Origin of the sequence: Providencia rustigianii DSM 4541 (genome assembly GCF_000156395.1) — a bacterium.
In the GTDB taxonomy this organism is placed as follows: Bacteria; Pseudomonadota; Gammaproteobacteria; order Enterobacterales; family Enterobacteriaceae; genus Providencia; species Providencia rustigianii.
This window is the reverse complement of record NZ_GG703820.1, coordinates 176,943-193,697: the sequence shown is the minus strand read 5'-3', so window position 1 is coordinate 193,697 and position 16,755 is coordinate 176,943. Positions and strand designations below refer to the sequence as shown.

The window sequence follows — 16,755 nt, the reverse complement described above, 5'->3', positions numbered from 1 at the left end:
AATAAAAACGGCGGGAAGTTTTCACTCCCCGCCGTTGAAGGCATTCATCGTCAATAATGCGATAAATTATCTGACTAATGCTATAACAGTATCACTTGAAACCGTTGGATCAACTGACATCATCACACTGAGCGACGTGATCGCTACAATGGAGAAGATAAACAGTTTACGAGCCCATACGCGGTCATCATTTTCAGTTTTGAAACCGGAAATTGCCATGCCGAGCCACCATAAGCTGACGGCTGCCCCAACAATCAGATATTTATAACCCGTGTATCCGCTGATAGCGAGCATTAAAGTCGCAACCATAAATGCAAGGATATACAAGAAGATATGTGTCTTAGCGACAGAGATACCTTTGATTACCGGTAAAACAGGAATGTTTGCGGCTTTGTAATCCTTGAAACGGAAAATAGCGATGGCATAAGAGTGTGGCATCTGCCACAAACTGAAAATCAACAGCAGGATCAATGCTCCAGCGTCAAATTCGTTTGTGACAGCGCAGTAGCCGATAACCGGTGGTGCTGCGCCTGATAGACTGCCAATCAATGTGCCATAAACTGATTTACGCTTCATATATAGGCTATATAAGCCTACATAAACAATGAAGCCAATGAGTGCAAGGAGCATTGCCAGTGCATTGGCCGCTACGAGTAGCAGCACCATACCAGCAATACCCAATACAGTTGCGTAAATCAGGCTAACTTTCGGGTCAATCAGCCCTTTGACTAAAGGGCGATTCTTGGTTCTTTCCATGATACGGTCAATATCACGGTCGATGTAGTTGTTAAAAACACAACCAGAGGCAACGACCAATGATACACCCAGCAAAGTCGCAATAAACAGCGGGTAATCAATCGACCCTTTAGAGGCCAGCAGAAAACCGCCGATCACAGAAATCAGATTTCCGAAAATAATTCCTGGTTTGGTCACTTGCAGGTATTGCTTAAACATATCGGCAACTCTTTAGTCGAGCATCATATTGATGTTCAGGTTGTACATAATCCACAGAGAGCCAATAACAACGATACCGACGATTAGCATAGTGAACAAGAATGCTACGAGGTTCCAGCGCTCATCTGATGATGTATTCATGTGTAAGAAACAGACTAAGTGTACAAGGATTTGCACGACAGCCATTCCAACAACCGTCGCCAGAATAACGCCTTGTGAAGCTGTTCCATTCATCACCATCCAGAAAGGAATTACCGTCAGGATAACTGACAGAATAAAGCCAATCAGGTATGTTTTTACGCTACCGTGGCTTGCTCCAGTGTGAGCATCTCTTTCATGACTCATTTAAATCGCCCCCAGCAGATAAACGACGGTAAATACGCAGATCCAAACCACATCTAAGAAGTGCCAGAATAAGCTCAGGCAGTTCAGACGTGTTTTGTTCACCTCGGTTAGACCGCGGCGAGAAATTTGAATCATCATAATGATGATCCAAACCAGACCTGCAGAAACGTGTAGACCGTGTGTTGCAACTAAAGCAAAGAAGCCAGATAAGAAGCCACTGCGATCCGGACCGAAACCTTCAGCGATGAGTTCATGGAACTCATACACTTCCATAATAACGAAGCCAAGACCTAATAGGAAAGTCGCAAACAACCATACATTAACGTATGCGATTTTTCCTTTATGCATCGCTATCATCGCGAAGCCGTAGGTAATACTACTGACTAACAGTAAGAAGGTTTCGCCTAATACGAATTTCAGACTGAAGATATCTTTACCTTCAGGGCCGCCAGCGGTTCCATCAGCCAAAACAACATAAGTGGCAAATAAACATGCAAACAGAATCAAGTCGCTCATTATGTAGAGCCAGAAACCGAATACTTTGGTTCCGCCTGCATCATGGTGCCCATGTTCTGCATGGGCTAAGTTTTGATTAGTCACTGTATTAGTTGACATCGTTCACACCTGCCTTACGCAATTCTTCAAAGTGCTTATTCTCGATTTGTTCGATTTCAGCCACAGGTACGTAGTAATCAACATCTTCGTCGAAGCTTTTAACAATCCAAGTTACGATCATTCCACCGAAACCTACAATTGCCAGCCACCAGATGTGCCAGATCATTGCGAAACCAAGAATCAAGCTAAACCCAGCGATAATCACGCCTGCGCCTGTATTTTTTGGCATATGAATTTCTTCATATGAAGTTGGTTTCTTGTGAGCGATACCTTTCTCTTTCATATCCCACCAAGCATCGCGAGTTTGAACCTGTGGTTCAATAGCGAAGTTGTAGAATGGAGCCGGAGAAGATGTTGCCCACTCAAGAGTACGTCCACCCCATGGGTCACCGGTTAAATCGCGGTTTTCATGACGGTCACGGATACTCACAATAATTTGGATAACTTGGCAAGCGATACCCAGTGCAATCAGACCTGCACCACATGCAGCTGCAACCAGCATTCCGTGGTAAGCAGGGTCAATATTCTGGCTCAAGCGACGGGTCATACCCATAAAGCCCAGAATATATAACGGCATGAATGCTAAGAAGAAACCAGTAATCCAGAACCAGAAGGCACGGACACCCCATTTCTCATTCAGCGTAAAGCCATAAGCTTTCGGGAACCAGTAAGTCATACCTGCGAAGCAACCGAATACCACACCACCGATAATGACGTTATGGAAGTGAGCAATCAGGAATAGGCTGTTATGCAGAACGAAGTTAGCACCTGGAACTGCTAATAGAACACCCGTCATACCACCAACAGAGAAGGTGATGATAAAGCCGATAGTCCATAGCATTGGTGATTTAAGTTCGATACGACCTTGGTACATAGTGAACAGCCAGTTGAAAATCTTAACCCCAGTTGGAATAGAGATAATCATTGTGGCGATACCAAAGAAGGCGTTGACGTTTGCACCAGAACCCATTGTGAAGAAGTGGTGTAACCAAACAACGAATGACATCACGGTAATCGCGATGGTCGCCCATACCAATGAGGTATAACCGAACAGACGTTTTTTGGAGAACGTCGCTGCAACTTCCGAGAAGACACCAAATACTGGAAGTATCAGGATATAAACTTCTGGATGACCCCAAGCCCAAATTAGGTTGATGTACATCATCATGTTGCCACCCATATCATTCGTGAAGAAATGGGTGCCTAAATAACGGTCTAAAGTCAGCAGGGTGAGTGTTACAGTCAAGATTGGGAATGCAGCAACAATCAGAACGTTCGTACAAAGCGCTGTCCAGCTAAATACAGGCATTTTCATCATCGACATACCCGGTGCACGCATACGGATAATAGTCGCAATGAAGTTAACCCCTGTTAAGAGTGTACCGATACCGGATATCTGGAGACTCCAAAGCCAGTAATCGACCCCGACCCCAGGGTTGTACTCCAAGCCTGACAGTGGCGGATATGCTAACCAACCTGTTTGAGCGAATTCACCTATCCCTAAAGAGATGTTGATAAGTACAACACCGACGACAAAGAACCAGAAGCTCAATGAGTTTAGGAATGGGAAAGCAACATCGCGCGCACCAATTTGCAGTGGAACGACGAGGTTCATTAAACCAACCACAAATGGGGTTGCCATGAAGAAAATCATGATAACGCCGTGAGCGGTAAAGATTTGGTCGTAGTGATGAGGGTTTAAGAAACCTTCTTGACCCGCAGAAGCCAGTACTTGCTGACCACGCATCATGATGGCATCGGCAAAGCCACGGAACAACATGACCATTGCAACAATGATGTACATGACACCAATTTTTTTGTGGTCAACTGAGGTTAACCACTCTTTCCACAACCATTTCCACTTACCGAAATACGAAATTGCACCGACTAAGCCAAGTCCACCGAGGACAATAGCAATCAGTGTAACCACGATAATCGGTTCATGGAGTGGAACTGCATCCAGTGTTAATTTTCCAAACATGCCCTTATTCCTCAGCGCCTGCATGAGCATTATGGCTCATTTGCATTGTATGACCTGTAGATTCTTGTGCCTGAGCATTGTTGCCCATATGCATAGAATGATTTGCTTCATTGTTTGTATCTACAGGAGCGTGACCTTTATGGTGTTCATGACCAAACTTCAGAATGATGTCTTCATACAGTTTAGGTTTCACGCTAGAAAAATAGGTAACAGGAACGTCGATGCTAGGTTTAGCAACTTCGTCAAATGCCTGCATCGTATCCATAGTTTTAGGAGACGCTTTTACCTTTTGAACCCATTCATCAAAGCCTTGGCGATCAGGTGTTGCGATAGCATTGAACTTCATATCAGAGAAACCTTTACCACTATAGCTTGCAGAGAAGCCTTTGTAGGTACCCGGTTCGTTTGCGATTAAGTGAAGTTTAGTCTGCATACCCGCCATTGCGTAGATTTGGCCACCTAAAGATGGAATGAAGAATGAGTTCATTACCGAATCAGACGTAATTTTGAAGTTTACAGGAACACCAGTAGGGAATGCGATTTCGTTGACTGTAGCAATACCTTGCTCTGGGTAGATAAAGATCCACTTCCAGTCAGCTGAAATAACTTGAATGGTAATTGGTTCCTGATCACTGACTAATGGCTGATACGGGTCCAGCTCATGAGTTGTTTTCCAAGTGATAGCACCCAGAATGATGATGATAATGATAGGAACAGTCCAGCAGACTAACTCAATTTTATTTGAGTGGGCCCAGTTAGGACGGTAGGTAGCTGACTTATTGGATTCACGATATTTTACGGCAAAGATAAATGCCATAAAAATAACCGGAATAACAACAAGGAGCATTAAGCCGATTGCGATAAGAATCAGCTCTTTTTGTTTAACGCCGACGGCGCCTTTCGGATCCATCAACACCATATCGCAACCGCCTAATAATAAGGCTGCTACAACGAGTGAGATTGCTCCAATGCTTTTTTTGTAGTTCATATGTCTCATCCACGACCCCAAATGACAAGATTCTAATTGTCGTTTCATCAGTGCGGGCATTTTACGGTAAGGTTATGCGAGTGTAAATGATTGTAAGGTAAAGAAACGGAAATGTTAGCTCTTTATGTTAATATGATCACATGTAAAGCTTTTATATCTAAAAGGTTAAAATTGCTACTGGTTATAGGTATATATTGATAAAACAGTATGAATACTAAATTATCTTGGTAATTTTTCAAAGAAAAATATAGACAAAATTGACAAAAAAATGACGAAACTGATTCGATTGTTAAGAAATGCCGTAAGGGAATGTACTAAATTTGTTACCGATAAAGCAAATTTGATTGCTTTATCGGCAAAAAAGAGACAGAGAATTGCTATTTTTTTGAAATTAAAGGAAATATATTAAAAAAATATACAAAAATCCTTTAGTCACTAAAAGTTATACTTTAATGTGTAAATGAGTCCATCTTGATAGAAATCATCACCTAATTTATTGTCAGCATAACGGTATTGAAGACCTGCTGATAAATGTGGTGTTGCATTCCACCAGAATGCTAAAGCACCATTCACACCGTCACGACCGCCATTTCCATAGCGTTTATGGCGCGCGAATTCCATTTCATGCCAGTTGGTAACCATGAAATCTTCTTGGAACATTTTAAAGTTATAACCTGCAACCCAGCCAACAACATAACCGTTGTTACCAGAATAATAGGTTTGATCGACATAATGTAATGCAACGAATGGTTTAAACCATAAGTTACCAATTGACGTGTTGTAGCCTACCCCATACAGCGTGTTAACTTCATGGAAGTTGCCGCCATGTTTATCACCGGGTAGTGACCAAGTTCCATAAACGTGACCATACAGGTTGAATCCAGTATCTGCTAAATAAACTCTAGCGGTTGTTTTTAGCGTGTAACGTTGGTTTTTGCCTGGGTCTTCATGTTGTTTATTGAACGGATTTTCCACATCGAAGAATCCATATAACTCTCCCCAATTGAAATTAGCGCCACCTTCTAATTCAAAGTAAGCAAAATCTTCTTTATGAGTCGTATTTTTAGATTTGTTCTCAGTATGGCGGGACCAATCCAAATAGTTCACATTGATGTCAGCAAAACCATTTTGGTATCCAAGAAAATTTTCAGTATTTTCAGCACTTGCAGTTCCTGCTAAAGACGCCAAAGATGCTAAAGCAGCAGCGCAGAGTAGATTTTTTTTCATGATATATTATTTTCGTTTATACATTAATAAAAATTAGTTGCTACGCAAATTTTTAGCTTGTCAACTAACCATCCTCAAACGTGTGATATATTAGGCTTTAGATTTGCAATTAAAAAATATCTTTCAGTAAATGAGTGATCTTGTTCACGATTTTCTTGATCTTTAAGCGATATTTGCTAGGGAGATCTAATTTGTATTAATAGAAAGGATTCCCCAAATTAATCTGTTTAATTTGGGGGGAGTAAATTTTTGAATGGTTTGAAAAATAACCTAAAATATTATGCTGGCTTATGTTTCGTTGCTTTGCGTACGGCGAGGTAGTCAAGGGTTCCACCGACAATCAGACTAATAGCACCAATACCTATCCCTATGTTAAATATAATATTTTGATATTGAGGTAGGGATAGCCACAGCGAAAGATGGGAAGTAAATAGGTAAACTTTCACGCTTGCAAATGATGTGATAAGTAAACTGATTAACCAAGCGGATAGAATCGATGTTGCCACGATTAAGGCATAAACAGCGATTTTGTAGCCATTAGCAAATAGTTCACGGCGCTGAAATAACCCTGTGGTTTGGGTGTAAACCAAAGATGTGCGGCAGGCGAGTAATAATAAAACGCCGGGAACAGCCACGCCGATGGATATCAGATAGAACATTGGCCAGCCGTAGGTGCTGACAAAAATACTGGCGACAGGGCCAATATAGACTCGGCCTACCGCAGATAAAGCAGAAAGCAGAGCAAATTGTGTTGCAGATAATGATTTATTACATAAGGTCATGAGTAACGCGACAAATGCAGCTGTACCCATTCCAGAGAAGATATTCTCAAGGAAAATAATGGAACCCATGCTAATGATATTCGGCGGAGTAACAGCAAGGAACCAGTATCCAATATTGGAGCCGCCTTGTAATATGCCAAAAACGAGTAGAGCTCTAAATAAGCTCATATTTTTCATTAAATAACCACCAAATAGCGCACCAATAATTGTGGCTGCCATTCCAACGGTTTTATTCACTGTTCCCACTTCACTGAGACTGAAGCCAAGTGCATTAAGCAAAAAATTAGTATTCAGAGCCATGACAAAAGCATCGCCCATTTTATAAAAAATAAGTAGCAGCAAAACGAGCCAAGCATTGTTACGACTGAAAAATTCAGCGAGAGGGGCGTAGATAGCGTCCTTTAATGAGGCTGGGGGAGCAATATTATCTTTTGGTTCTTTGGCAAAAAGAGTCGCGAATACGCCAATCAGCATTAAACTTGCCATGACTAAATACAGTTGTTGCCAAGTGAGGAATTTATCCGCTAACCAAAGCGCTAATCCCCCAGAAACCAACATACTGATTCTATAGCCCATGACTGAGGTTGCTGCCCCGATTCCGCGTTCTTCTGCACTGAGTAAATCAGTTTTATATGCATCAAAAACAATATCTTGAGAAGCAGAACAAAAGGCGACAGTGACCGCTAATGCCGCGAGCCACCATAAATGTTCAGAGGGATTCATGAAGCTCATCCCCGCAATGCTGATAATTAATAATATTTGAGTGGTCAGTAACCAACCGCGACGACGCCCTAAAAAAGGAGGAGTGTAGCGATCCATCATCGGAGACCAGAGGAATTTTAATACATAAGCTTGACCAACTAAGGAAAAGAAACCGATGGTTTTGATGTCAATATTTTCAACGGTTAGCCAAGCTTGTAATGTTCCCGCAGTGAGTGCTAGAGGTAAGCCAGAGACAAAGCCTAGCAGGATTAAAGTAACATTATTGGGTAGTGTGAAACGTGGCATTATTCCCTCATAGCCTATGTTGGTTCTGCAATATTACGCGGGAGATATCTGAGATGAATAAGCAACCCAAATAATAGGTATTGTTTGGGTTGCTGGATTTAACTGTAGCTTGTCACAACTTGAATGATACTAATATGAAACCATTCATTTTGCCTGACTAATATCGTGAATTTTGTCTGATAAAATCCGTGAGTTCTTGGTCTTTAGCCATATCCGCAATTAAGTCACTCAGCGCTAGGTTGATTGCTTCAGTAATTTTTTCATTCGTAGCACCCAGAGCACCTTGGGTATTGTAATTACGAGTGAAGGTACGGCTTTTGGTTGAGCCATTAGGCGCTGTTGCATTCACAGCAACGCTTGAATTAACCGTAATATTGTGGCGCAGGCTACCTTCGCTGACTTGAGTACTTAGTTTGTTTAATTGAACAACTAAGTTGATATTCGCGGGAGATGTCACCATAAAACCACGAGCTGCCATTTGTTTTTCAACCGCTTCTTGCATTAAATAACGTGGATCCCTTGATGGATTAAGTACCACCAAGCTGCCATTGCGGTTAACTTCAGCTAACGACCTATTCGGACGATTATCAACACTACTGACGCTAATGGACGTTGCATTAAGCGTTGGGTTTTTAGCCGGTAAAGCAATTTTCGGCTCAAGAGATAACGTATTACTTGGTGCTGTACAGCCCGCAAGTAAAAATAGTGCAAAAAGTGGAAAACACAGTTTTCTTAACATAATTCTTCCCAGTTCATCTTTCCTAATTGAAAATGTTCCGTTATGGTTCGGGTAACGATAGCTAATGTTATTAGACAACAGTTTGAGAAAAAATTCGCATAAATGTATATCACATGGGACATTTCGCGTTTTCGGCGCCAAATTATCAATGATGCTGACGTTATTATCCGCTATTTCTATAATAAGAAGATAGTCGTTACGCAGTGTAATTGAGCGCTTTTTTCAATGCTAGAGGCTGTTGGATATTCAAGAACAATCTTTAATAAGTATAGGCTATCAACCCACATTGGGTTTCCCATTTTATCAAGGAGCTTTTATGGACGCCAATACACCACCAACAATGCAGTCCCGCGTGAGTGAAAAATTGCAGGCGGCTTTTAAACCAGATTATCTGGATGTGATTAATGAAAGTCATCAGCATAATGTTTTGCCTGGCTCTGAAAGCCACTTCAAAGTTGTTTTGGTTAGCGAAAAATTTGAAAATATGCGTATGATTGGGCGCCATCGCGAGATCTATGCTATTTTGGCTGACGAATTAGCTGGTGGGATCCATGCATTAGCCCTACATACCTATACGCCTAAAGAATGGGACGAATTAGCGAGTACGGTGTTAAAATCGCCAGCTTGCCGTGGTGTAGGTGGTATAAATCGCTAATTACTGGTCTAGAATTGATTCTGCCACAGCGAGTGGGATCTAATTAGCCTCCATGTAATGGATACTTTTTCCCCAATTTGATAAGGGAAAATGAAATTTTAGCCAGAAAAGTCACAAATAAAGAGGAATAATAGCTTCTTTTATCGGCTTTTCTCGACTCTGGGCGCATGCATCGGTATAATGTTGCGTCTAATTTTCAGTAAGGTTTCGGGACGCTTCTGATATCAGGGATGACCGTTACGAAAGTAACGACCCCGGTTCTGGAAGGGAGATGGTCATTATGATTTAATGACATAGCTCTGGAGTAGACCGATCACTAAGATTTATTTTGAGGTAAGAAGATGCAAGTTTCTGTTGAAACGACTCAAGGCCTTGGGCGTCGTGTAACAATCACCGTTCCTGCCACTGATATTGAAAAAGCGCTGAACAGCGAGCTGGTTAACGTTGCTAAAAAAGTTCGCATTGATGGTTTCCGTAAAGGAAAAGTACCAATGCATATCGTTAAACAACGTTATGGTGCGTCTGTAATGCAAGACGTTCTGGGCGATGTTATGCAACGTAACTTTATCAATGCAATCATCGAACAAAAAATTAATCCAGCTGGCGCACCAAGCTATAAGCCAGAAATGTTCGAAGATGGTAAAGACTTTGTTTTCTCTGTTGAGTTCGAAGTTTACCCAGAAGTCGAATTAAAAGGTTTTGACGCTATTGAAGTTGAAAAACCAGTTGTAACCGTGAAAGACGAAGACCTCGACAACATGCTGGAAACTCTGCGTAAGCAACAAGCACAGTGGAAAGAAGTTGAAGATGCAGCAACTGCTGATTCACGTATCACTATCAATTTCTCTGGTTCTATCGATGGTGAAGAGTTTGAAGGTGGTAAAGCTGAAGACTTCGCACTGGTTATGGGCGAAGGTCGTATGATCCCTGGTTTCGAAGACGGTATTGTTGGTCACAAAGCTGGCGAAGAATTCGACATCGAAGTTAACTTCCCAGAAGATTACCATGCAGAAAATCTGAAAGGTAAAGCAGCTAAGTTTGCTATCGTCCTGAAGAAAGTAGAACAACGTGAACTGCCAGAATTTACTGAAGAATTCGTTAAGCGTTTCGGTATTGCCGACGGTTCAGTAGAAGGTCTGCGTGCAGAAGTTCGTAAAAATATGGAACGTGAGCTGAAAAATGCAATTCGTAACCGTATTAAAGCGCAAGTTCTAGACGGTCTGGTTAACGCTAACGAAATCGATGTTCCAGCAGCGGTTGTTGATGGTGAAATCGATGTTCTGCGTCGTCAAGCAGCACAACGCTTTGGTGGCAACGAAAAACAAGCGATGGAATTACCGCGTGAACTGTTCGAAGAACAAGCTAAACGTCGCGTACTTGTTGGTCTGCTGTTAGGCGAAGTGATCAACAAAAACGAACTGAAAGCTGATGAAGAGCGCGTTAAGGCACTGATCGAAGATATGGCATCTGCTTACGAAGATCCGTCAGAAGTTATCGAATACTACAGCAAAAATGAAGAGCTGATGAACAGTGTTCGTAACTTAGCGTTAGAAGAGCAAGCTGTTGAAACTATTCTTGCTGCTGCAAAAGTAACTGAAAAAGAAACTAACTTCACTGAACTGATGAACCAAGTTCAAGCAGGTTAATTTTTCTTTTTAGCAGTACAAAACAAAAACCCGTAGTTATTGCGCTACGGGTTTTTTGTCAATTAGAGCCGTTAAATTTAGACTTTTCATAAATCATCTTGAAAAAAATATTTAAACCCTAATTATAATAAGAGTTCGTTGGATATCACAAATAGGGCGATGGAATTATTTTGTACTGAAATAATTTTTCAACAGCATAAAACCGTGTAACTAGATAGACTTGTGTTAAACTCTTGTATAGAGCGGCTTGCTCACCACAGCACTCTGGACTGTATTTTAGAATTATTTTTCAAGTGATTTGTTTGAAAAGTGACTAAAATAATCAAGTAAGTGCGGATATCGAGCAGGCAGATACAAGAAATTTAAAGGCAATTGTTTGTAGTACATTCCTGCCCAAAATGGCGGACAGACAGCAAATTAGGCGCAAGCACCAGAAAGTTTTTAATAGGAGATTTCGATGTCACATTTTGGCGGTCAGGAGCAGTTAGCATCCCAAATGGCACTTGTGCCAATGGTTATCGAGCAAACCTCTCGAGGTGAGCGCTCATACGATATTTATTCACGTCTATTAAAAGAACGTATTATCTTCCTTACTGGCCAAGTAGAAGATCATATGGCGAACTTAATTGTCGCTCAGATGCTATTTCTTGAAGCAGAAAATCCAGAAAAAGATATCCACTTGTATATCAACTCACCAGGCGGTGTGATTACTGCGGGGATGTCAATCTATGACACCATGCAATTTATCAAGCCTGATGTTAGTACGATTTGTATGGGGCAAGCTTGTTCTATGGGAGCATTCTTGTTAACCGCGGGTACTAAAGGTAAACGTTTCTGCTTACCAAATTCTAGAGTCATGATCCACCAACCATTAGGTGGCTATCAGGGACAAGCGACTGACATTGAAATCCATGCTCAAGAAATCTTGAAAGTGAAGTCGCGTATGAATGAGTTGATGGCTCATCATACTGGTAAATCCATCGAAGAAATTAGTCGTGACACAGAGCGCGATCGTTTCTTATCCGCGAATGAAGCGAAAGAATATGGTCTAGTTGACCATATTTATACTAGCCGTTAATTTGCGTAATTTTTTGATATAACAAATTATATCCGAAACTATTTGAGAAATTTTTTGCCTTGTTTTTCTGACTTACACGGATAAAACAAGGCATGATGAATATAAGTGAGGTCTACTGATGACAGATAAACGCAAAGAAGGGGCAGGTAAATTACTGTACTGTTCTTTCTGCGGAAAAAGTCAGCATGAAGTACGCAAGCTGATTGCCGGTCCGTCAGTCTACATTTGTGATGAATGCGTGGATTTATGCCTCGATATCATCCGTGAAGAAATCAAGGAACTGGCTCCGCATCGTGAGCGCAGTGAATTGCCAACTCCCCATGAGATCAGACAGCACCTTGATGATTATGTAATCGGTCAAGAAAAAGCTAAAAAAGTATTAGCGGTAGCAGTTTATAACCACTATAAGCGCCTACGTAATGGTGATAAAACCAGCGATGGTGTGGAGTTAGGTAAAAGTAATATTCTGTTAATTGGTCCTACTGGTAGCGGTAAAACGTTATTAGCGGAAACGTTAGCACGCTATCTGGATGTGCCATTTACGATGGCAGATGCAACCACATTAACTGAAGCGGGTTATGTGGGAGAAGACGTTGAAAATATTATCCAAAAGCTCCTGCAAAAATGCGATTACGATGTAGAAAAAGCGCAACGTGGAATCGTTTATATCGATGAAATTGATAAAATTTCACGTAAGTCGGATAACCCATCCATTACCCGTGACGTCTCTGGGGAAGGGGTTCAGCAGGCATTACTGAAATTAATTGAAGGTACGGTTGCTGCGGTTCCGCCACAAGGTGGTCGTAAACATCCTCAACAAGAATTTTTACAGGTTGATACCTCTAAGATCTTGTTCATTTGTGGTGGCGCATTTGCTGGGTTAGATAAAGTCATTGGTCAGCGCTTGAATACACGTTCAGGTATTGGTTTCGCAGCTGAAGTTAAAGGTGAATCAGAGAAAGCCACCGAAGGTGAGTTATTAACTCAGGCTGAGCCAGAAGATTTGATTAAATTTGGTCTGATCCCTGAATTTATTGGCCGTTTACCTGTTGTTGCGACACTAACTGAACTGAGTGAAGACGCACTCATTCAGATTCTAAAAGAGCCAAAAAATGCGTTAACTAAACAGTACCAAGCGTTGTTTAGTCTTGAAGGTACTGAATTAGAGTTTCGTGAAGAGGCTTTGGTCGCAATTGCTAAAAAGGCAATGGCACGTAAAACAGGAGCTAGGGGTTTACGTTCTATTGTAGAAGCAGCCTTACTCAATACGATGTACGATCTACCTTCAATGAGTGATGTTGAAAAAGTCGTTGTCGATGAAAATGTGATTAATGAGCAGTCAGAACCGTTGCTGATTTATAGTAAGCCTGACGCTCAGGCTTCTGGCGATAACTAATCCCACAAAGATGTTCAATAAATAATCAAACAAAATGAGGGGCAACCCTCATTTTGTTTTTTATGCTTAACTACCCATTGAATGCTAAAATCTTGTCCCCATATAGTTTATATTCTTAGTTGTGGTTTCCTTATTTTGAAATAACATTGTTATAGTGCAGTGTTTTAAAAGAATATTTTCCTTTGATAAGAGACAACCCTTAACTGGCGTGTGCTAAACGAAGAGAGAGCTTTATGAATCCAGAGCGTTCCGAACGCATTGAAATACCAGTATTGCCTCTGCGTGATGTAGTGGTATACCCACATATGGTGATCCCACTGTTTGTTGGACGTGAAAAATCCATTCACAGTCTGGAAGCAGCAATGGATCATGATAAGCAAGTGATGCTGGTTGCGCAAAAAGAAGCCTCAACCGATGATCCTGGGGTAAATGATTTATTTGCTGTTGGGACTGTTGCGTCTGTTATTCAGATGCTTAAATTACCCGATGGCACTGTCAAAGTTTTAGTCGAAGGGCTTAGACGTGCTCGTATCACAAGCTTAACTGACAATGGTGAATATTTCTTAGCGCAAGCAGAATACTTGCTAAACGATGACGCTAAATCAGCAGCTGCCTATGATGAAACAGGAACAGTGCCAACGGCAGAATTGGTTGATGAAAAAGAGCAAGAAGTTTTATATCGCACAATTGTTAGCCAATTTGAAAGCTATATTAAGCTGAACAAAAAAATTCCACCTGAAGTCCTGACTTCACTGCATGCGATTGAGCAAGATCAGTTGGATAAACTGGCTGATACGATTGCGTCACATATGCCATTAAAATTAGCGGACAAACAACGCGTTCTTGAAATGGCAAACATTGCCGAGCGTGTTGAGTTCCTGATGGCAATGATGGAATCAGAAACAGAATTACTGCAAGTTGAAAAGCGCATCCGTAATCGCGTGAAAAAGCAGATGGAAAAAAGTCAGCGCGAATACTATTTGAATGAGCAAATGAAGGCCATTCAAAAAGAGCTGGGCGAAATGGATGATGCGCCGGATGAATACGAGTCGCTGAAACGTAAAATCGAAGAAGCGAAGATGCCAAAAGAGGCACAAGAGAAAGCAGAAGCTGAATTGCAGAAGCTGAAAATGATGTCTCCAATGTCAGCAGAAGCGACAGTGGTACGCAGCTACATCGATTGGATGGTTCAGGTACCATGGCATAAGCGTAGCAAAGTCAAAAAAGACTTAGTGAAAGCTCAGGAAGTCCTTGATACCGACCATTATGGTTTAGAGCGTGTTAAAGACCGTATTCTTGAGTATCTGGCGGTACAGAGTCGTGTGAGTAAAATTAAAGGCCCAATCCTGTGCTTAGTGGGGCCTCCTGGGGTTGGTAAGACATCACTGGGGCAATCTATTGCCAAAGCGACAGGTCGTGAATACACCCGTATGGCATTGGGTGGTGTACGTGACGAAGCGGAAATCCGTGGTCACCGTCGTACCTATATTGGTTCGATGCCAGGTAAACTTATCCAAAAAATGGCAAAAGTTGGGGTGAAAAACCCGCTATTTTTACTGGATGAGATCGATAAAATGTCTTCCGACATGCGTGGGGATCCGGCTTCTGCATTATTAGAGGTATTAGATCCAGAGCAGAACGTCGCATTCAACGACCATTATTTGGAAGTTGATTATGACTTGTCTGACGTGATGTTTGTGGCGACATCGAACTCGATGAATATCCCTGCACCATTATTAGACCGTATGGAAGTGATTCGTCTATCTGGTTACACCGAAGATGAAAAACTAAATATTGCGAAGAGACATCTGTTATCTAAGCAAATTGAACGTAATGCGTTGAAAAAAGGTGAACTATCTATCGATGATAGCGCTCTGATGAGTATCATTCGTTACTATACTCGTGAGGCGGGTGTTCGTGGTTTAGAGCGTGAAATCTCTAAACTGTGCCGTAAAGCGGTTAAAGCACTGTTAATGGATAAAAAATTGAAGCACATCAGTATCACCGCAGATAATCTAAAAGATTATTTAGGTGTTCGTCGCTTCGATTATGGACATGCAGATACAGAAAACCGTGTAGGACAGGTAACAGGTTTAGCATGGACTGAAGTTGGTGGTGACTTACTAACTATCGAAACCGCATGTGTACCAGGTAAAGGGAAATTAACCTATACCGGCTCTCTGGGTGAAGTCATGCAAGAGTCGATTCAAACCGCATTAACGGTTGTACGTGCTCGTGCAGAAAAACTGGGTATTAATGGCGACTTCTACGAAAAACGTGATATTCACGTTCACGTACCGGAAGGCGCAACACCGAAAGATGGTCCGAGTGCAGGTATTGCAATGTCAACCGCACTAGTTTCTTGCTTAACGGGTAATCCAGTTAAAGCGGATGTAGCGATGACTGGGGAAATTACCCTACGAGGCTTAGTGCTACCAATCGGTGGATTGAAAGAGAAGTTATTAGCGGCGCATCGTGGTGGAATAAAAACAGTTTTAATTCCTGAAGAAAACAAGCGGGATTTAGAAGAAATTCCTCAAAATGTGATTGCTGATTTGAAAATTCATCCAGTAAAAACCATTGAAGAAGTCTTATCTCTAGCTTTAGTTAATCCTCCTTTTGGGATGGAAGTAGTAAAAAATAAAGCGAAAAAGGTGAGCTAAGTCATAAAGCTCGTATAAAACTAAGGCTGACAGCTAATTAAGTGCTTGTCAGCCTTTTTTTTCATCGCTACTTTTAGCGAAGATTCTGATAATGGTTCGCATGCTATTTGTTCTCTTGCCATTGATATTCAGGATTGATATAACGGCTGCATCATTAATTAACCATACTTACTATTGTTAACTATACTGTAATTGGTTAATTAACCGATCAAGTCAAAACTAATATGGGGATGATAATAGTGAATAAGTCTCAACTGATTGAAAAAGTCGCTTCAGAAGCGAACATTTCTAAAGCCGCAGCAGGTCGCGTAGTCGATGCTTTCGTTGCCTCTGTAACGGGTTCGCTGAAAAAAGGTGATGATGTTACTTTAGTTGGCTTTGGTACTTTTTCTGTACGTAAACGCGCAGCGCGTATTGGTCGTAATCCGCAGACAGGTAAAGAAATTAAAATTGCCGCGGCTACAGTACCTGCTTTCCGCGCCGGTAAAGGTCTAAAAGACGCTGTTAATCGTTAATTGAGTTTTAGTCGCGTCTTTCACGCTTTTTTGCGAAAACTCAAACTGACGTAATGTCTTTAATCAGATAATATATAAGCGCACCATGGAAATGGTGCGCTTTTTTTCCTATCTGGGTTAGAATTAGCGCATTATTAAGAAATTCAACAAAGCGGAGTTAAGC

The 16,755-nt window shown here is 41.5% G+C and carries 14 protein-coding genes; 6 read left to right on the top strand and 8 right to left on the bottom strand.

Features of this window, described 5'->3' with window-relative positions; all coding sequences use genetic code 11:
- Window positions 1-66: 66 nt before the first annotated feature.
- From cyoE to PROVRUST_RS15200, 8 genes are all read right to left on the bottom strand, one after another.
- Window positions 67-954: a heme o synthase gene (gene cyoE / locus PROVRUST_RS15235; protein ID WP_006815767.1), complete on the bottom strand. Its 888-nt coding sequence runs from the start codon at window positions 952-954 to the stop codon at window positions 67-69.
- 12 nt (window positions 955-966) lie between these two features.
- Window positions 967-1,299 carry a cytochrome o ubiquinol oxidase subunit IV gene (locus PROVRUST_RS15230; protein ID WP_006815766.1) on the bottom strand — a complete coding sequence of 111 codons (333 nt, stop codon included), beginning with the start codon at window positions 1,297-1,299 and terminating at the stop codon, window positions 967-969.
- Window positions 1,300-1,914: a cytochrome o ubiquinol oxidase subunit III gene (locus PROVRUST_RS15225; protein WP_006815765.1), complete on the bottom strand. Its 615-nt coding sequence runs from the start codon at window positions 1,912-1,914 to the stop codon at window positions 1,300-1,302.
- Window positions 1,904-3,895: a cytochrome o ubiquinol oxidase subunit I gene (gene cyoB, locus PROVRUST_RS15220; RefSeq protein ID WP_039855605.1), complete on the bottom strand. Its 1,992-nt coding sequence runs from the start codon at window positions 3,893-3,895 to the stop codon at window positions 1,904-1,906. Before cyoB ends, PROVRUST_RS15225 begins: the two co-directional genes overlap by 11 nt.
- A gap of 4 nt (window positions 3,896-3,899) precedes the next feature.
- On the bottom strand, window positions 3,900-4,892 hold the full coding sequence (gene cyoA, locus PROVRUST_RS15215; protein ID WP_039855602.1) for a cytochrome o ubiquinol oxidase subunit II: 993 nt from the start codon (window positions 4,890-4,892) through the stop codon (window positions 3,900-3,902).
- 426 nt (window positions 4,893-5,318) lie between these two features.
- Window positions 5,319-6,110, bottom strand: coding sequence for a nucleoside-specific channel-forming Tsx family protein (locus PROVRUST_RS15210; protein WP_006815761.1), 792 nt, complete (start codon window positions 6,108-6,110; stop codon window positions 5,319-5,321).
- Window positions 6,111-6,388: 278 nt separating this feature from the next.
- Window positions 6,389-7,900: a muropeptide MFS transporter AmpG gene (gene ampG / locus PROVRUST_RS15205; protein ID WP_006815760.1), complete on the bottom strand. Its 1,512-nt coding sequence runs from the start codon at window positions 7,898-7,900 to the stop codon at window positions 6,389-6,391.
- A 157-nt stretch (window positions 7,901-8,057) separates the two neighbouring features.
- Window positions 8,058-8,639 carry a YajG family lipoprotein gene (locus PROVRUST_RS15200; protein WP_039855600.1) on the bottom strand — a complete coding sequence of 194 codons (582 nt, stop codon included), beginning with the start codon at window positions 8,637-8,639 and terminating at the stop codon, window positions 8,058-8,060.
- 316 nt (window positions 8,640-8,955) lie between these two features.
- Here PROVRUST_RS15200 and bolA point away from each other — a divergent pair, with 316 nt between their 5' ends.
- The 6 genes from bolA to hupB all read left to right on the top strand — a co-directional run bounded on the left by bolA (window position 8,956) and on the right by hupB (window position 16,592).
- Complete coding sequence (gene bolA / locus PROVRUST_RS15195) at window positions 8,956-9,294, top strand: transcriptional regulator BolA (protein ID WP_039855596.1); 339 nt, start codon at window positions 8,956-8,958, stop codon at window positions 9,292-9,294.
- Window positions 9,295-9,635: 341 nt separating this feature from the next.
- The gene (gene tig / locus PROVRUST_RS15190; protein ID WP_006815755.1) at window positions 9,636-10,940 is read left to right on the top strand and encodes a trigger factor; all 1,305 of its coding nucleotides are present in this window, start codon (window positions 9,636-9,638) and stop codon (window positions 10,938-10,940) included.
- 457 nt (window positions 10,941-11,397) lie between these two features.
- A complete protein-coding gene (gene clpP / locus PROVRUST_RS15185; protein WP_006815754.1) occupies window positions 11,398-12,018 on the top strand; it encodes an ATP-dependent Clp endopeptidase proteolytic subunit ClpP in 621 nt (206 codons plus the stop codon).
- 118 nt (window positions 12,019-12,136) lie between these two features.
- On the top strand, window positions 12,137-13,414 hold the full coding sequence (gene clpX / locus PROVRUST_RS15180) for an ATP-dependent protease ATP-binding subunit ClpX (RefSeq protein ID WP_006815753.1): 1,278 nt from the start codon (window positions 12,137-12,139) through the stop codon (window positions 13,412-13,414).
- A gap of 233 nt (window positions 13,415-13,647) precedes the next feature.
- A complete protein-coding gene (gene lon / locus PROVRUST_RS15175) occupies window positions 13,648-16,077 on the top strand; it encodes an endopeptidase La (RefSeq protein ID WP_006815752.1) in 2,430 nt (809 codons plus the stop codon).
- 239 nt (window positions 16,078-16,316) lie between these two features.
- Window positions 16,317-16,592: a nucleoid-associated protein HU-beta gene (gene hupB / locus PROVRUST_RS15170; protein ID WP_172459960.1), complete on the top strand. Its 276-nt coding sequence runs from the start codon at window positions 16,317-16,319 to the stop codon at window positions 16,590-16,592.
- Window positions 16,593-16,755: the final 163 nt, after the last annotated feature.